Raw genomic sequence first — 16,584 nt, 5'->3', positions numbered from 1 at the left:
CTCAGGCATCGTGTCCTGGCTGGGATTTCGGCACCCTCATGGTGATCATGGTTCCTTCGCCAGGGGCCGTGTCGATGACAAGTCCATGTTCGTCCCCGTATACCTGCCGGAGGCGGGCGTCCACATTCCGAAGCCCCACGTGGTCGCCGTCCGTGTGCCCGGCCAGCACTGACCGCAAATGCTCCGGGTCCATGCCCACGCCGTCGTCCTCAATGGTGACTTCCGCGAACGCCCCGGAATCGTTGGCGCAAATGGTGATGCGTCCGGGGCCTTCCTTGGCTTCCAAGCCGTGCCGGACCGCGTTCTCCACGAGGGGTTGGAGGCTGAGGAACGGGATGACCGTGCTCAGGACCTCTGGAGCGATCCGCAGGCTCACTTGGACGCGCTCGCCGAACCTGGCCCGCTCCAGCAAAAGGTATCGGTCGATGCAGCGCAGTTCTTCAGCCACTGTGGTGAAGTCACCGTGGCGCCGGAACGAGTATCTGGTGAAGTCTGCGAACTCCACCACCAGCTCCCTTGCCCGGGCAGGATCGGTGTTGATGAACGAGGCGATCGCGTTCAGCGAGTTGTAGATGAAGTGGGGGCTGATCTGCGCACGCAGCGCCCTGACTTCAGCTTCCATCAAAAGGGTGCGCGACGATTCCAGCTCTGCCAGATCAAGCTGGGCGGCAATCCAGTCGGCAACCTCGCTGGTGGCCCGCACCAACCCGGCCCCGGCCGCAGGTGCCAGTGCAGCCACTGAACCAACCACCCTGGACCCTGACCGGATCGGTGCGATAACAGCGCTGAAATCGTGGTGTCCGTGACCTGACGTGGAGGTGGAAGGATGGCCGGCGCGGGGGACCACTACGGTGCGCCCGGTGGTCAAAACTTCCTCTGCGAGCCGCATCAGGGATAGCCGAAGTTCCTCAGCGGCACCATCCCAAGCGAGTACCGAGTCCGTGTCCGTGATGGCCAGGGCATCGCAGCCCAGCAGGACGCGCAGCTGCTTGCTTGCCTTGGCTGCGCCGGCGGGGTGAAGACCGCCGCGAAGGTGCTGCCCGGCCTTGGACGCTGCATGCAATGTGTTGTACGTAGCGCGTTCGGCGTCCGTGCCCAGCTCGCGGAATGAACGGATCACCTTAAGGCCAACACCCACGACGACGGCGACGGCCAGCACGATGACTGCGATCGCGGCTGCGGTGAAAAGCGGGGAATCGGGCATGAAGCCAGCGTAACCGGACGCGCTGCCGCGTCGCTGACGTTGGCCCGGTTACTCCCTCGCAGCCACCGTTTGGCGCAGCGTCACAACCGTTGAGCGACGGTAGTGAGCGAATCTCTGGAACAGGAACCGGGCGGCGTTCGATAGTGATTGCAGTCACATTAGCTAGGTGTGTGGAGCTGATGTGGACACATCACAATCAGGAGGAACCATGGGTAATGAGGCCCAACCCCAGGACGCAACGGCGTCCGTGGACTTCCAGGAAGTCCAGCAGACGGAACGGTTCAAGACACTGCGCAAGCGGCACCGCAGCTTTGTCTTTCCAATGGCAGTCGTATTCCTGCTCTGGTATTTCGCGTACGTTCTCTTGGCCGACTACGCGGTCGGCTTCATGTCCACCAAAGTGTGGGGCAATATCAACGTCGGGCTGATTCTCGGCCTGCTTCAGTTCGTCACTACGTTCGGCATCACGGCATGGTACGTGAGCTACTCCAACAAAAAGCTGGACCCGATCGCGGCTGAAATCCGCAACGAGATCGAGGGCCACGAATTCGATAAGGATGGCAATGTGATCAGCGGGGCAGCCAAATGAACACCATGGTCCCCGCAGCAGTCAACGTCGAAGCCCTGAAAGACACCACGCTCCTCAACATGGGTATTTTCGCCCTCTTCGTAGCTGTCACCATGGTGATCGTCTTCAGGGCCAGCCGGAACAACAAAACCGCGGCTGACTACTACGCAGCCGGGCGCTCCTTCACGGGCTCCCAAAACGGCACGGCCATTGCGGGGGACTACCTTTCCGCGGCATCATTCCTGGGCATCACCGGTGCCATCGCCATCAACGGATACGACGGTTTCCTGTACTCCATCGGCTTCCTGGTGGCGTGGCTGGTAGCGCTGCTGCTCGTGGCCGAGTTGCTTCGCAACACCGGCAAATTCACCATGGCTGACGTATTGTCCTTCCGGTTGCGTCAACGCCCGGTCCGGATCGCAGCGGCACTATCCACCCTCGCTGTCTGCTTCTTCTACCTCCTCGCCCAAATGGCCGGCGCTGGCAGCCTGATCTCGCTCCTGCTCGGCATCAGCGACTGGGGCGGTCAAGCCCTGGTGATTATCGTCGTCGGCGCTTTGATGATCATGTACGTGCTCATCGGCGGCATGAAAGGCACCACCTGGGTGCAGATCATCAAAGCCATCCTGCTGATCGCAGGCGCCGCAGTGATGACGGCCATGGTGCTTGCGATCTACGGCTTCAACCTGTCCAACCTGCTGGGTTCCGCAGCTGAGGCCGCCAACAACCCGAACATCCTCAACCCGGGCCTGCAGTATGGCAAGACGGAAACGTCCAAGCTCGACTTCATGTCCCTCGGCCTTGCCTTGGTCCTGGGAACCGCGGCGTTGCCGCACGTCCTGATGCGCTTCTACACCGTCCCCACCGCCAAGGAAGCACGGAAATCCGTTGTGTGGGCGATCTGGCTGATCGGCCTGTTCTACCTCTTCACCCTGGTACTGGGTTATGGCGCCGCGGCACTGGTCGGTGCAGAAACCATCAAGTCCGCACCCGGCGGCGTCAACTCCGCCGCTCCGTTGCTGGCCTTCCACCTCGGTGGCCCGCTGCTCCTGGGCTTCATTTCGGCGGTCGCCTTCGCCACCATCCTTGCGGTGGTGGCCGGGCTGACCATCACGGCGGCTGCATCCTTTGCGCACGACATCTACGCCAATGTCATTGCCAAGGGCAAAGCCGATGCGACTACCGAGGTGAAGGTGGCCCGCCGCACTGTACTGGTGATCGGTGTCCTCGCCATCCTGGGTGGCATCTTCGCCAACGGCCAGAACGTTGCCTTCCTGGTGGCACTGGCTTTCGCGGTCGCAGCATCGGCGAACCTGCCCACGATCGTCTACTCCCTGTTCTGGAGGAAGTTCACCACCCAAGGCGCGGTATGGAGCATGTATGGCGGCCTGGCTGCGGCGATCCTGCTCATCACCTTCTCGCCCGTGGTCTCGGGCGCCAAGACGTCCATGATTCCCGGAGCCAACTTCGCGTTCTTCCCGCTGAGCAACCCGGGCATCGTGTCCATTCCTTTGGCCTTCTTCCTTGGCTGGCTCGGAACGGTCCTGGACAAGCGGCGTGAAGATCCGGCCAAGCAGGCGGAGATGGAGGTACGCTCGCTGACCGGCGTCGGTGCTGAAAAGGCCGTGGACCACTAGGCCGGCCAACGTAACACCGGCACCACGCCGGGACCTCAAAGAAGGCTCCTCCTGTGAACCGCAGGGGGAGCCTTCTTGCGTGTGCCACCTTGCGTCAGCCTTTCTTCGTGACGAACATTCACTTTTTCAGGCTCAGCCACTCCTTCAACTGCTCCAGCGGCCAAGTGGTGACAATCCTCTCCTTGGGCACTCCCAGGGTTTCGGCACGCTCAGCCCCGTACTGCAGGAAATCAAGCTGACCGGGCGCGTGCGCGTCGCTGTCGATGCTGAAGAGGCAACCGGCGTCGAGGGCCAACTTGATGAGATCGTCAGGAGGGTCCTGCCGTTCGGGCCGGGAGTTGATTTCCACGGCAACGCCCCACTCCGCGCACTCTTTGAAGACTTTGGCGGCGTCGAACTCGGACTCCGGCCGGGTGCCCCGCGATCCCTGGACCAAGCGGCCCGTGCAGTGCCCCAGAACGTTGGTATGAGGATCACTGATGCCACCCAGCATCCTCGCGGTCATGGTTTTCTTATCGCTGCGAAGCTTGGAATGGACGCTGGCAACCACTACGTCCAACTTGTCCAGCATGTCTGCGGTCTGGTCCAGGGTGCCGTCCTCAAGGATGTCCACCTCGATTCCTTTGAGCAATCTGAAGCCATCCTGTGAGGAATTGATTCCTTCCACCACACCCAGCTGTTTCTCCAGCCGTTCGACGCTGAGACCATTGGCGATGGTGAGGTTGGGGGAATGGTCAGTCAGGGCCAGGTACTCGCGTCCGAGGGTGCGGGCTGCTGCAACCATGGCTTCGATGGGGGAGCCGCCGTCAGACCAGTTGCTGTGGCTGTGAAGGTCCCCGCGCAATGCGGCCCGCATGGTGTCACCTCCGGAAGCCAATGCTTCGGTGCCACGCGTCCGCAGATCAGCCAAATAGTCGGGGACACTGTTCTCCATGGCCTGCGTAATGACTTCCGCACTCCGGCTTCCGACGCCCTTGAGGCTCGTGATCCGCCCGCTGTTGACCAGCTTCGCCAGTTCCTCCGGCTGAAGCTGTCGGACGGCGTCGGCTGCTTTACGGAAGGCCTGGACCTTGAAAGTGGGTGCTTGGCTTCGTTCCAGCCAGAAGGAAATTTCGTCGAGCGCCTCGATGGGATCCATGGCTCCATGATCCACGAACCAGGCGCACCATCAACAGTGGGCAGTGTTGATGGTGCGCCGGTCCAGTCGCCGCCTAGTGGTGGCGACCCGGGTCCAGGGCGGGATTGTAGCCCTGGCCGTTCTTTCCGTCCGGGGCCTGGCCGTGTTCGCCGTGCGGGACGGCATGCTGGCCGGCCATTGATGCTGCCAGGCCGGGTGTTGCCACTGTTGCAACAACGACGGCGGCTCCGAACGCGGCTGCCAGAAGCCGCCCGGTCCTTGGCTGGCCGTGGGCGCCGCCGTCGTTGGTCTTGTGCTGCCGCCTCAACCAGCCCGCTCCGGCAAGTGCCATGAGCGTCAGGCCTAGGGCGGCAAGGTGGCTCACGTCGAGTGAGCGCTGGGTGGAGACGCCGGCAGCCATGACTGCGATGTGCGCAGCGGCAGCGGCTGCCAGGGCTGGAACCGCGTAACGGTCGAAGACAAGTGAGTTGCGGTGAAGTCCCCACAGTGACCAAGCCAGGAAGGCCAGGCCAGCTGTGAGGGTAGCCACGCCCGCAACCACCAAGCCGGGTGTTACGGAGTTGGTTCCGGTGAGGTACCCGGCTGCAACGGAAAGCTCAACCATCCCGGCCGCCATGGCCGCGAAGTACACGAACAGCAGGGCGGCTGCCTTCAATGTGGGGTGGTTTCTGCTTTCCATGGCTCCTGCCGTCCTTTCGCTCTTGCTGGCGTAGTGGGTGATCAGGCGCGGGCGGAAGCTACGGCGGCCTTGTCCTGGGACAGTGCCACGCCCAGCAGGACTACTGCGCTGGCAAGGTGCAGGACGTTGTCTGCGCCGTTGAGGGCGATGATGTTCAGCGACGAACCCACCAGGAAGAGTCCGAGGATACCCACCAGCAGGTAGACGCCACCAACAGCGGTGTTCACGGACTTGGACAGCGTGACGCTGTTCATGCCGGCGTAGAGAAGTGCAGCGCCGATGGCCAAGTGAATGATGTTGTGAAGCGGGTTCACGGCGAAGATGATCAAGTTGGCGCCCTCGGTGGCGAAGAAGCCGATTCCCGAGGTGACAAAGAATCCGAGCACGCCTACCAAGAGGTAAACGGCTCCGAAGATGGTGGCGATCAGGCGATTGGGCGAAGTACGCATGGTCCGAACCTTCCGGTGATGGCCGGAAATCCCGGCCGTCCTGCTGAGCCCCGGCTGGGGCTCTCAAGCAGTGATTCGGACCATTGGTGCAGGTGGATGGGTGGTGGACCGGATTATTTTTCCGACGTCTGGGACCGGGGCCTAGGGGCGCAGGAGGATGCTGCTGATCTTGAGGTCGTTGCTGCCCTCAAAGATGTAGTGGAGTTCGATCGCCTTGCCGTCGCATTGCAAGGTACCGGCCAGGTCAGCCTCGTTGTTTCCGTTCTCCGAGTTCACGCTCACGGAGTTATAGTTCGGCTTGCATGAGCTGTCCAGGTCCAGGCTGGCTATACCGTCCAAGAACGACTGTTTGTCCAACTGGTCCTTCAGCGGCTGGCTGAGGTAGTTGTCGTATGCCCGCTCTGTTTCGCCCTGCACCACCAGATTGGTGAATTCGTCGGCCAGGGACCTCGCTTTGGACGTTGCGTTGCCCACGAGGTTGACCAGGATCAAAACGCCCACCACGGCCAGCACGATCACACCTGCAACAATGCTGAGCACGATCCACAGCACTTTACGGCTCTTCTTGGGTGGCTGCTGGCCGTATTGGTATCCGCCCTGCGGATACGGGTTTTCGCCCTGGGGGTTTCGGTTAGGGGCGTAGGGGCCGTGGCCTGGAGACGCGTACTGCGGGTTGCCTTGGGGAGCAGCGGGCGACGGCGGTTGTTGCCACTGCGGGGACACGCCGCTCTCTGGTGTGCCACCGCTTTGCGGGGCGTAACCGGGTGCGGGCGGAACCGGAGGCGGGTTGTACCCGGGTTGAGAGTTGTTGGGCTGACTGGGTTCTTGCGGGTTGCTCACGGTAGTGCCCCTTTCGGCAGCCTTCGGCAGCGCCACCACCTGGCCGGGGACCTCTGGCCGGCCCCGATGCGTCCTCTTGCATCAAATCGCATGTCAGGTTCCACGGGCAAGAGTGCGCCCGGAATAAACTGCAGCCAGCGGAGGGGTTTCAGGCCTCGGTGCGCCGCCCCAGCAGTGGCTGCACCCGGTACGGGATCATTTCCCGCATGGCAAGCGCCGTATCCGTCCGGTCCACGCCGTCGCAGCCGAGAATCTTGCCATTGATGCGGTAGAGGTCCTCCGCATCCAAGGCAACAACGCGTAACAGCAGGTCCGCGGAACCGGTCAGGCCGAACCCCTCGAGGATCTCAGGAATGTTGGCCAGGTCTTCAGCCAGTGACGCCAGTTTTTGCTGTTGCACATGAACCGTGATGAATGCGGTGAGCGGGTAGCCCAGCGCCACCGGGTTGATGCGCCGCTCGAACGAGAGGAACGCGTGTTTCTTCTCCAGTTGGGCCATGCGGGCTTGCACGGTATTGCGTGACAAACCCAGCTTCTGCGCGAGTGCTACAACCGTTCCGCGGGGGTCCTTGGCCATGGCGGAAAGGAGCCGGGTGTCAGTGCCATCCAAGGGTTGCATAATGCGCAAGATTAGCACGGCTGCGCCTCCCGAAACAGGGCAGAATGCTCAATTTCGGCGAGGGTAGTTGTACCCGATGCCTGTTGTGAGTAGGGTCACAATTAACTCCGGCGAAGGTGCCGGAGGGCCGGTCTGCGGCAGGATCACAAGTCCAGCCAGCGCCGACGAAAACGAGCCGGAAGGTTGCGATCACCTGTGTTGACGGATCAGGCGGGCAAGGGAGTTCATCAAGAAGCTCCGGGCCCAGGACATAGTGCACAAAATCCCTTGAGGACTGGCGGCGATCTGCTGCAGTTGGTGTCGCCGGAAGGCGAGCGCATCAGCCATCCCGAGTTTGATATCTGGGTCAAGGACATCGGCGACGAGCAATTATGTTCCCTGTATGAGGACATGACCGTTATCCGCCGGATTGATGCCGAAGCTACGGCACTCCAACGCCAAGGGGAGCTGGCGTTGTGGCCGCCGCTCCTTGGTCAGGAAGCGGCCCAGATCGGCTCCAGCCGCTCGTTGAGGGACGATGACTTCGTCTTCCCGAGCTACCGCGAAAGCGGGGTGGCCTATGTGCGTGGCGCCCATCTCTCTGAGATAGCCCGCGTGTGGCGTGGCAACGCCTCCTATGGTTGGGATCCCCTGCGCATCAACCTGGCGACGCCCCAGATCATCATTGGTTCCCAGAGCCTGCACGCCACTGGATACGCCATGGGTGTCCAGCTGGACGGTGCCAACACCGCGGTCCTCGCCTACTTTGGTGATGGTGCCACGAGTGAAGGCGACGTGAACGAGGCCATGGTGTTCGCCGCGAGCTATCAGGCTCCTGTGGTGTTCTTCTGCCAGAACAACCATTGGGCTATTTCCGAGCCCGTCCGCATACAGTCCCACGTTCAGCTCGCTGACAGGCCTACCGGATTCGGTATCCCGAGCATGCGGGTGGATGGCAATGATGTCCTGGCTGTCATGGCCGCGACTCGTGTGGCCTTGGACCGGGCGCGCAAGGGTGGGGGCCCCACCTTTATTGAGGCTGTTACCTACCGCATGGGTCCGCACACCACGGCCGATGACCCCACACGGTACCGTGACCCCATCGAGTTGGAGGATTGGGCGGCCAAGGATCCCATCCTGAGGCTGCGCAAGCTGCTGGAAACCAAAGGCCTGCTGACCGACGACGTTGAAGCCCGTGTCAAGGCGAAGGCCGATGCTGTGGCCGCAGAACTTCGTGCCAGCTGCATTGATATGCCGGACCCGCAACCGTTGGACGTTTTCAACCACGTCAACAGCACCCCCAATTCCTGGATCGAGCGCCAGAAGGATCACTATTCCCGCTACCTGAACAGCTTCAACCAGCCAGTCGAGGAAGGTGCACTCTGATGTCCAAGCTCACTTTTGCCCGTGCCATCAATGCCGGCCTCCGCAAGTCCCTCGAAAACGACCCCAAAGTGGTCCTCATGGGCGAAGACATCGGCTCGCTCGGCGGCGTTTTCCGCGTCACTGATGGTCTGCAGAAAGATTTCGGGAAGCACAGGGTCATCGATTCACCGCTCGCTGAGTCAGGCATTATCGGCACCGCGGTGGGCTTGGCCTACCGCGGCTACCGCCCGGTGTGCGAGATCCAGTTCGACGGTTTCATCTACCCGGCGTTCGACCAGATCGTCAGCCAGGTAGCCAAGATGCACTACCGCACGCAGGGACGGGTCAAGATGCCCATTACCATCCGGGTCCCTTTCGGTGGCGGGATCGGATCACCGGAGCACCACTCCGAATCACCCGAAGCGTACTTCACTCACACCTCGGGCTTGCGCGTGGTGGCGGTTTCCAACCCTCAGGATGCCTACACGATGATTCAGCAGGCGATTGCCTCCGATGATCCCGTGCTCTACTTCGAGCCTAAGCGCCGGTATCACGACAAAGGCGATGTGGATGAGACCCTTGATCTCTCCACCGCCCTTCCCTTGGACAAGGCTGCCGTGGTGACCTCCGGCTCGGATGTCACGCTAGTCGCTTACGGTCCCCTTGTGAAGACGGCCAAGGACGCTGCCATGGCTGCCGCCGACGAAGGCCTTTCGGTGGAAGTCATCGATCTGCGCTCGCTGGCCCCCGTGGACTACCCGGTAGTCGAAGCTTCTGTTCGCAAGACCGGGCGACTGGTCATCACCCATGAAGCCGGCCAGTCAGGTGGCCTGGGCGCCGAGATCGCGGCCAGCATCACCGAACGCTGCTTCCATTACCTGGAGTCCGCTCCGGTCCGCATCACTGGCTTCGACGTCCCGTACCCGTACTCGAAGCTCGAGATGCACCATTTGCCGGATCTGGACAGGATTCTCGACGGCGTGGACCGTGCACTGGGCCGCAGCAACTCGTTGAGTGGACTGGAAGGATGACCGCCACCATGATCAAGGAATTCAGGCTGCCGGACCTTGGCGAAGGCCTGACCGAATCGGAAATCCTGAGCTGGAAGGTGGCGGTGGGGGATACCGTTACTCTGAACCAGGTCATCGCCGAGGTTGAAACTGCCAAGGCCGTTGTCGAGTTGCCCTCTCCCTTCGCGGGAGTGGTGGCAGAACTTCATGAGCAGCCCGGCACTGTGGTGGAGGTTGGCAAGCCAATCGTTTCGTTCGAGGTGGACGACGCCGGATCCTCCAACGGGGGCGGCGCACCGGCTGCTGGTGACCGGTCCGCTGGTGACCGGTCCGTCGTCGACACGGCTGCGAATGGTGCGCCGGCCGCTGTCGCCGCTGAAGCCGTGGGGAGCCCGGCGAAACGAGAGCCGAACCTGGTGGGGTACGGGGCCGTCGTCGAACATTCCGGTCGCCCAACACGGCGTGCCCGCGGAAACGTTCAAGACGTTAAGTCCCCGACGCCGGAGGCTCCGGCGATCGCCGAGCCCGTCCTGTCACGTCAGGCGGACGTGGCCTCCGAGCGTCCGCGTTCTACGCCACCCGTTCGCAAACTGGCCCGCGACCTCGGAATCGACCTTCAGCTGGTGCCCGGTACGGGTCAGGGCGGGCTCATCACCCGTGAAGACGTCCAAAGCTACATCGGCGCAGCGGAAACTGCCCAGGCAACTCCTGTTTCTGACGGGCAAAATGAGCGGGAAAGCCGCACGCCCATCAAGGGTGTTCGCAAATTCACGGCCGCCGCAATGGTGCAGAGTGCCTTCACGGCACCGCACGTGACGGAGTTCCTCACAGTGGACGTCACGGCAACCATGGAATTGCTGGCCAGGCTCAAGGGCAACAAGGCGTTCGAAGGCTACAAGCTGACGCCGCTCACCATTGCGGCCAAGGCAGTGCTGGTGGCACTGCGGAACAATCCCACCCTGAATTCGCGGTGGGATGAGGCTAGCCAGGAGATTGTCCAGTTCAACTACGTGAACCTGGGCATCGCCGCTGCAACGCCCCGGGGCCTGACCGTTCCGAACATCAAGGACGCTGACCGCCTAACGCTGCGGGAGCTTTCCACGGAGCTGACTGACCTGACGGACACCGCGCGTGCAGGCAAAACCTCGCCGTCGGAGTTGTCGGGTGGCACCATCTCCATCACCAACATCGGCGTGTTTGGCATCGACGCCGGGACTCCTATCCTGAATCCGGGCGAGGCCGCCATTGTGGCTTTGGGTGCGGTGCGGAAGGCGCCATGGGTTGTCAACGACGAACTCGCCGTCCGACAGGTCATGTCCCTCAGCCTGTCCTTCGACCACCGCTTGGTGGATGGCGAACAGGGTTCTCGGTTCCTCGCGGATCTCGGCGACATACTGGCCGACCCCGCCATGGTCATGACCATGATCTAACTTGATAAAGGCTGCGGCGGCCCATCCCTTTACGAGTGCTTGCAGGTAACTGCAGCTAAGGGGTGGGCCGTCGCGCGTTAATCTTCGGTGGGCGTGGTGCGGTTGGAGTGGACGTTGCGCCAGCTGTGCTCCGGCTCGAAGCCCAACAGCCTGCGGGCTTTGTCGATGGACAGCATGGTTTCGTTCTGGCCCAGTTCCTTAAGGACCTCGACGCCGGGGAAGACTTCCGCTGCCAGTTCGGCGCTGCTTCGGCTCATCACGGTATCGGCGGCAGCGATGATGAAGGTCTCGAAGCCCGGTTCACCATGTTCCAGGGCCCGGACCACTGCCAGCGCACCATCCCGGGCGTCGATGTAACCCCAGAGGTTCCACTTGCGGAGCGTTGCGTCGGAGTCGAAAGCCGGGAAGGCATCGTAGTCCTCGGGATCCATGACATTGGAGAAGCGAAGCGCTGTGATGCTGAGGTCAGGGTCCCACCGGGTCAGCTGGATGGCCATCTGCTCCTCCAAGTGTTTGACCAGCGAGTAGGTGCTTTCCGGTCGCGCCGCGTACTCCTCATCCACGGGAATGTAAGGCGGATCAACGTCGAAGGGGAGGCCGAGCACGGTCTCACTGGACGCGTAGACCACCTTCTTGATGCCGGCCCTCCGTGCGGCCTGGAAGACGTTGTAGGTGGAGACCATGTTGTTCTCGAAAATCGCGGCGTCGGGAGCCAGGCCGGGTGCCGGGATGGCGGCCAAGTGAACGATCGCGTCCAAGCCGTGGTGCTGATCGTCCAGGCCCAGGATGACATCCACAACCTGTCCGTAGTTGCGAAGGTCCACGTTCACAAAACCACGGCCCCGTGCTCCGACGCGGTCAATGTTGAGCACTTGGTGGCCGTCCTGCGTGAGCCGCCGGACCACGCTTCTGCCCAGTTTCCCGCTTCCGCCCGTGACAGCAATCCTCATTTAGTGCTCCTCGACATTTAGTGCTCCTGGATATGGAGCTGGACCTAACCCGCGATTCCTCGCCGGTTCAGCGTGACTAGGTTTTCCAGCCTATGTGGCACGTCTGTTGAGTGCAGCCCCTAAGGCAGGCCCTGTGAGTCCTAGGAAAACCGGAACGCCCCGCGGGCGTGCGGTTGCCGGCGTGCGCACGGAAGTACGTGCGCACGGAAGTACGTGTCGAAGTATCTGTCACGGGCAGCCAATGATGCTCCGCTAAAGTTCCACGTCAGGCTCGCAGCCGTGAGATCCCAGACCGGCAACTCCCCCTCATATTTGGTGGGGTGTGTGGTGGTGGTTGCGTCGGGGTTTTTGGTGGGGGTCGATGTGGGGTGGGGGGATGAACCAGGGGATTCCTGTTGTCATGTCGATGCGCCATTGCTCCTTGTGGATGAGGTGGTGGTGGTGGCTGCAGAGCAGGGTGCCGTTGTTTGTGCCTGTGGTGCCGCCGTGGGACCAGTAGGTGGTGTGGTGGGCTTCGCACCAGGGTGCGGGCATGGTGCAGTCGGGGAAGGCGCAGCCTTGGTCGCGGGCGGTGATGGCTTTGCGGATGTGGGGTGGGAAGATCCGGGTGGTGCGGCCGATGTCCAGGATTTGGGAGTCGCTGCCGAGCAGGACGGGGAGGATGTCGGCGTCGCAGGCGATTTTGCGGATGGTGTTGGGGTGGATCGGGCCCAGGAATGTGGCGGTCCCGGTGCTGAGCCGGTTCCCGGATCCGGGCTGGGTGGGGCTGAGTTGGAGTTGGTTGAAGAGGTCGCGGCGGTCGATGGTGACGGTGACTTGGGGTCGGAGGCCGCCGTTCGACGGGAGTTTCCCGGTGCTCATCGCGACGCTGCACGCACCGACGAGGCCGTCGAGGAGTTTCTGGGCCCTCGAGCGCCGGTCCAAGTCGGGGCCGGCTAATCCAGGTCCTGTTCCATGCGCCGCTCGGCCGTCGGCGCCTGATCCGTCGGGGTCTGTTCCGTCTGTGGCTGCTCCGGCCGGGGCTCCCGTGCCAGGTTCGTCGTCCGGGCCGCCCTCGGCTGTGGTGGTGAGTCGGGGGTTGGTGGCGGCGTTCATGGCGGTGGTGAGGGTTTCGTATTGTTCTGCGGTGGCGAAGATTTCGAGGTGGTGGAGTCCGTGGCGGCGTCGGTGGCGGAGGAACGCGCCTTGGAGTTGCCGGAGTGCTTCTTCAGTGGGTTCGGGACCGTCCTGATCGATGAGGTCGATCCAGCGTCGGGCCATCTTGGCCACGAAGTCGGGATCGGATTCGATGGCGGTGGTGGTGAGGGCGTGTTCCATGTCGGTGATGGTCCCGGGTTCTGCGAGGTGCCGGACTTTGTCCAGGGCGGTACTGATGATCGTCGCGGACCGGGAGGGCACCAAAGCCGATCCGATGGCGTCGGCGAGGATTTCACGCCGGGCCGGGAGGACCTGCCCGGTCGTTCCGGCTTGGGGGAGGACCTCGGCGGCGAGTGCGAGCCGGCGCCGGGCCTCGCCGATGCCGATCCGCAACCGTGCCCGAAGGAACTCCGCCGCGTTCCGGTACCCATCATCCAAAGGATTGGCGGATGCCGTCGCCGTCGCATTGCCCGCACCCGCGACGGCCGTACTGGTATGAGTTGCTGCTCCCGCCGGGACAGTATCCGCCGAGGCTGAGGTTGCGGGAACCGTCGAAGGCCCCGCCGGTTCAGTCCAACCTGTCCGCCATTCCGGCGCTGCCGCCGACACCCCCGGCCGGGCTTGCTGAGCTTCCTTCCGGGTCCGTTCCACGGCGTGCGCCGCAACCACCTGCAAATACTCCACGGATCGCGAGATCTCCTCGACCCTGCCAGCAAAATCCGCGGCCTCAACAAACCCCAACTGGGAAGCCTCGTCGGCAGCGGACAAGCGTGCGGAGACCAGAAATGCCGCGCTGTCGTCAAGAAGCGCCGTCAGGTCCGGCCTGGCAGCCGAAAGATGCTCGGGCGCCTCTGTGTCGTGACTTTGGATCAGTTGGACGGCCGGGATCAATCCGGCGCTTTGGGCGGGTGCATCAGACGTCGGAGCGGATTCGGCCGGGCCCTTGAGCAGCCCGGCGTCATGGAAGTAACAGGTAACGGTGGCTGGCGCCGTCGAATCCTTGAACCCGGCCTTAACCAAGTCCGGCATGCTCAAGAAGTGTCGTGACCGTATCGCAGTCAGGGCAGCAACAGCAGGGGACGATTCCGCCCATGATGCCATCGACTGCGCCAATTTCTCCATGAAAAAATCATTTCATCGGGGTCTGACATTTTTAGCGCAACGTTCAAGGACGCCCCCCCTACCGCCGGAAAATCAGGCCGACGTCAGAGCCGCCAAAGCCATCTGTTCCAGGATGGGCCTGGCCGACTTTACAGCGATCTTCCTGCCGTGATGACGCACCGAGTGGGGTGTGGAATTGATCAATCCAAAGGCTGCGTGTGCCCGGACCCGGAGGCCGGGGACATCTGCGTCCGTGTGAATACGGGCCAGGACGTCAACCCAAGTTTCGACGTAACTGCGCTGGAGGGATCTGACTTCGGCTTGGTCGGCGTCGCTGAGACTTCCGAAGTCCCGGTCCTGGACACGGATGACGTCAGGATTGCTGAGCGCGAAATCAACCTGAAACTGGATCAGGCCTTTCAGTGCGGACCGGGGATCGTCCGATTCCGATACCACCCGCAATCCGCCGTCCAGGAGGTCGCGGCTGACGCTGAGAAGAAGCTCGCCGAGGACGGCTTGCTTGCCGGGAAAATGCCTGTACACGGCGGGTCCGCTGACACCTGCTGCTGCTCCGAGGTCCTCAAGCGACACGCGGGTAAAGCCGTTTTCGGCGAAAAGTCCTGCTGCAGCGGACAACAGGGCCAATCTGCGGAGCTCCTTTGCCTGGCCGCGTTGTGTAGCGGCGGTGCGCGTGCCATTGATGCTTGCTTCCGGACCTCCGGTCACGTTTTCCTCCTTGCGTCAGCCCCGCCCGACCTGCTGTCGGGACCGACTGTGCTGGACATCACAGTTAATACAGACTAACCTAAATTTCAGTTACGTGGCACTAACCGAAATGGCCTGTGGCCGGGAATGGAACAGGGGTCAATGGAGACAATCGCCAGCCTGACGGGAGCCGCCAGCGGCACCTTTGAAGCCAACCAGGAGGCGCAACTGTCCTTGGTGAAGGAATTGAGGGAACGCTTGGCGGCGTCGGCCCTCGGCGGTCCGGCAAAGTCCCGGGAGCGGCATATCGCCCGCGGAAAGCTTCTTCCGAGGGAACGCATCGACTACCTGCTCGATGACGGCAGCCCGTTCCTTGAGATTGCACCCTTGGCTGCGAACGGCATGTACAACGATGATTCCCCGGGTGCCGGGGTTATTGCGGGCATTGGTTTGGTCCATGGACGCCATGTCCTGGTGATCTCCAATGACGCCACGGTCAAGGGCGGCACTTACTATCCCATGACGGTGAAGAAGCACCTCCGGGCTCAGGAAATTGCTTTGGAGAACAAGCTTCCCTGCATCTACTTGGTGGATTCCGGGGGTGCATTCCTGCCCAAGCAGGACGAGGTCTTCCCGGATAAGGAGCACTTCGGCCGGATCTTCTACAACCAGGCCAGAATGTCCGCGGCCAAGATCCCGCAGATCGCCTCCGTCATGGGATCGTGCACGGCCGGCGGTGCCTATGTTCCCGCCATGAGCGACGAGACGGTCATCGTCCGGAACCAGGGCACCATCTTCCTGGGTGGCCCGCCCTTGGTCAAAGCAGCCATCGGCGAGATCGTTACCGCCGAGGAACTGGGCGGCGGCGACGTGCACTCCCGGATTTCCGGGGTCACGGACCACCTGGCCGAGAACGACCAACATGCGCTGGAGATCGTGCGGGATATCGTGTCGACGTTACCGAAGCCGGCGCAGCCGGCATGGGACGTGTCCGACGTCGTCCTGCCGCCCGTCGTCGATCCCTCAGAGATCTACGGCGTGGTTCCCACGGACGTCAACGCCCAGTACGACGTCCGCGAAGTCATCGCGAGACTGGTGGATGGTTCCGAATTCCACGAGTTCAAAAAGAACTACGGCACCACGCTGGTGACCGGCTTCGCGCACCTGCACGGCCACCCGGTGGGCATCGTTGCCAACAACGGTGTCCTCTTCAGTGAATCGTCCCTGAAGGGCGCCCATTTCATTGAGCTCTGCGATCAGCGCGGCATTCCTTTGATCTTCCTGCAGAATCTCTCCGGTTTCATGGTGGGCAAAGACTACGAACAGGGCGGCATCGCCAAGAACGGCGCCAAGATGGTCACCGCAGTGGCCACGGCTCGGGTGCCCAAGCTGACAGTGGTCATCGGTGGTTCCTTCGGTGCGGGCAACTACTCCATGTGCGGCCGGGCCTATTCGCCACGGTTCCTGTGGATGTGGCCGGCGGCCCGGATCTCCGTCATGGGAGGAAACCAAGCCTCCAGCGTCCTCGCCACGGTCAAGAGGGATCAGTACGAGGCTGCGGGCGAAGAATGGTCCGCCGAGGACGAGGAAGCCTTCAAAGCTCCCATCAAACAGCAATACGAAGACCAGGGAAGCCCCTACTACTCCACTGCGCGCCTATGGGACGACGGCATTATCGACCCCGCTGACACGCGGCGTGTCCTGGGAATGGCCCTGGACGTCGTCTCCCGCCAACAACTGCCCGAGACCTCCTTCGGTCTCTTCAGGATGTGA

General features: G+C 62.4%; 15 protein-coding genes. 6 read left to right on the top strand and 9 right to left on the bottom strand.

Going from position 1 to position 16,584, the window contains the following annotated elements; genetic code table 11:
* Position 1: 1 nt before the first annotated feature.
* On the bottom strand, positions 2-1,204 hold the full coding sequence (locus tag J3A64_RS10820) for a histidine kinase (RefSeq protein ID WP_011774226.1): 1,203 nt from the start codon (positions 1,202-1,204) through the stop codon (positions 2-4).
* Between the two features lie 208 nt (positions 1,205-1,412).
* Between J3A64_RS10820 and J3A64_RS10815 the strand changes: the two genes are divergently transcribed.
* Together J3A64_RS10815 and J3A64_RS10810 are read left to right on the top strand one after the other, a co-directional pair.
* Entirely contained in the window at positions 1,413-1,793 is a 381-nt protein-coding gene (locus J3A64_RS10815; protein ID WP_011774227.1) for a DUF485 domain-containing protein, read from the top strand.
* Positions 1,790-3,409 carry a cation acetate symporter gene (locus J3A64_RS10810; RefSeq protein ID WP_014921241.1) on the top strand — a complete coding sequence of 540 codons (1,620 nt, stop codon included), beginning with the start codon at positions 1,790-1,792 and terminating at the stop codon, positions 3,407-3,409. The genes J3A64_RS10815 and J3A64_RS10810 overlap by 4 nt, the downstream gene beginning before the upstream one ends.
* 118 nt (positions 3,410-3,527) lie before the next feature.
* On the opposite strand, the gene J3A64_RS10805 is transcribed toward J3A64_RS10810, so the two are convergent.
* From J3A64_RS10805 to J3A64_RS10785, 5 genes are all read right to left on the bottom strand, one after another.
* Positions 3,528-4,547, bottom strand: coding sequence for a PHP domain-containing protein (locus J3A64_RS10805; RefSeq protein WP_011774229.1), 1,020 nt, complete (start codon positions 4,545-4,547; stop codon positions 3,528-3,530).
* A gap of 73 nt (positions 4,548-4,620) precedes the next feature.
* The gene (locus J3A64_RS10800) at positions 4,621-5,226 is read right to left on the bottom strand and encodes a hypothetical protein (RefSeq protein WP_014921242.1); all 606 of its coding nucleotides are present in this window, start codon (positions 5,224-5,226) and stop codon (positions 4,621-4,623) included.
* 41 nt (positions 5,227-5,267) lie between these two features.
* Positions 5,268-5,675: a DUF4383 domain-containing protein gene (locus tag J3A64_RS10795; RefSeq protein WP_011774231.1), complete on the bottom strand. Its 408-nt coding sequence runs from the start codon at positions 5,673-5,675 to the stop codon at positions 5,268-5,270.
* Between the two features lie 141 nt (positions 5,676-5,816).
* Positions 5,817-6,515, bottom strand: coding sequence for a hypothetical protein (locus J3A64_RS10790; protein WP_307807187.1), 699 nt, complete (start codon positions 6,513-6,515; stop codon positions 5,817-5,819).
* A 148-nt stretch (positions 6,516-6,663) separates the two neighbouring features.
* A complete protein-coding gene (locus J3A64_RS10785; protein ID WP_014921244.1) occupies positions 6,664-7,134 on the bottom strand; it encodes an Lrp/AsnC family transcriptional regulator in 471 nt (156 codons plus the stop codon).
* Between the two features lie 195 nt (positions 7,135-7,329).
* On the opposite strand from J3A64_RS10785, the gene pdhA reads away from it, so the two are divergent.
* The 3 genes from pdhA to J3A64_RS10770 are packed head-to-tail and all read left to right on the top strand — an operon-like array spanning position 7,330 to position 10,918.
* Entirely contained in the window at positions 7,330-8,499 is a 1,170-nt protein-coding gene (gene pdhA / locus J3A64_RS10780) for a pyruvate dehydrogenase (acetyl-transferring) E1 component subunit alpha (RefSeq protein WP_210064284.1), read from the top strand.
* Positions 8,499-9,509, top strand: coding sequence for an alpha-ketoacid dehydrogenase subunit beta (locus J3A64_RS10775; protein ID WP_011774235.1), 1,011 nt, complete (start codon positions 8,499-8,501; stop codon positions 9,507-9,509). Before pdhA ends, J3A64_RS10775 begins: the two co-directional genes overlap by 1 nt.
* Positions 9,506-10,918 (top strand): dihydrolipoamide acetyltransferase family protein, encoded by a 1,413-nt coding sequence (locus J3A64_RS10770; protein ID WP_210064283.1) that lies wholly within the window; start codon positions 9,506-9,508, stop codon positions 10,916-10,918. The genes J3A64_RS10775 and J3A64_RS10770 overlap by 4 nt, the downstream gene beginning before the upstream one ends.
* Before the next feature lie 77 nt (positions 10,919-10,995).
* On the opposite strand, the gene J3A64_RS10765 is transcribed toward J3A64_RS10770, so the two are convergent.
* From J3A64_RS10765 to J3A64_RS10755, 3 genes are all read right to left on the bottom strand, one after another.
* Positions 10,996-11,868, bottom strand: coding sequence for an NAD(P)-dependent oxidoreductase (locus tag J3A64_RS10765; protein ID WP_011774237.1), 873 nt, complete (start codon positions 11,866-11,868; stop codon positions 10,996-10,998).
* Positions 11,869-12,174: 306 nt separating this feature from the next.
* Positions 12,175-14,127, bottom strand: a complete 1,953-nt coding sequence (locus J3A64_RS10760) for an HNH endonuclease signature motif containing protein (RefSeq protein WP_210064282.1) — start codon at positions 14,125-14,127, stop codon at positions 12,175-12,177.
* A 72-nt stretch (positions 14,128-14,199) separates the two neighbouring features.
* On the bottom strand, positions 14,200-14,832 hold the full coding sequence (locus J3A64_RS10755) for a TetR/AcrR family transcriptional regulator (protein WP_014921249.1): 633 nt from the start codon (positions 14,830-14,832) through the stop codon (positions 14,200-14,202).
* A gap of 141 nt (positions 14,833-14,973) precedes the next feature.
* Here J3A64_RS10755 and J3A64_RS10750 point away from each other — a divergent pair, with 141 nt between their 5' ends.
* Positions 14,974-16,584 (top strand): carboxyl transferase domain-containing protein, encoded by a 1,611-nt coding sequence (locus J3A64_RS10750; RefSeq protein WP_210064281.1) that lies wholly within the window; start codon positions 14,974-14,976, stop codon positions 16,582-16,584.

Origin of the sequence: Pseudarthrobacter sp. PvP004 (assembly GCF_017876035.1) — a bacterium.
In the GTDB taxonomy this organism is placed as follows: Bacteria; Actinomycetota; Actinomycetes; order Actinomycetales; family Micrococcaceae; genus Arthrobacter; species Arthrobacter aurescens_A.
The sequence above is the reverse complement of the archived record's forward strand: the minus strand, read 5'-3'. Positions and strand labels throughout refer to the sequence as shown.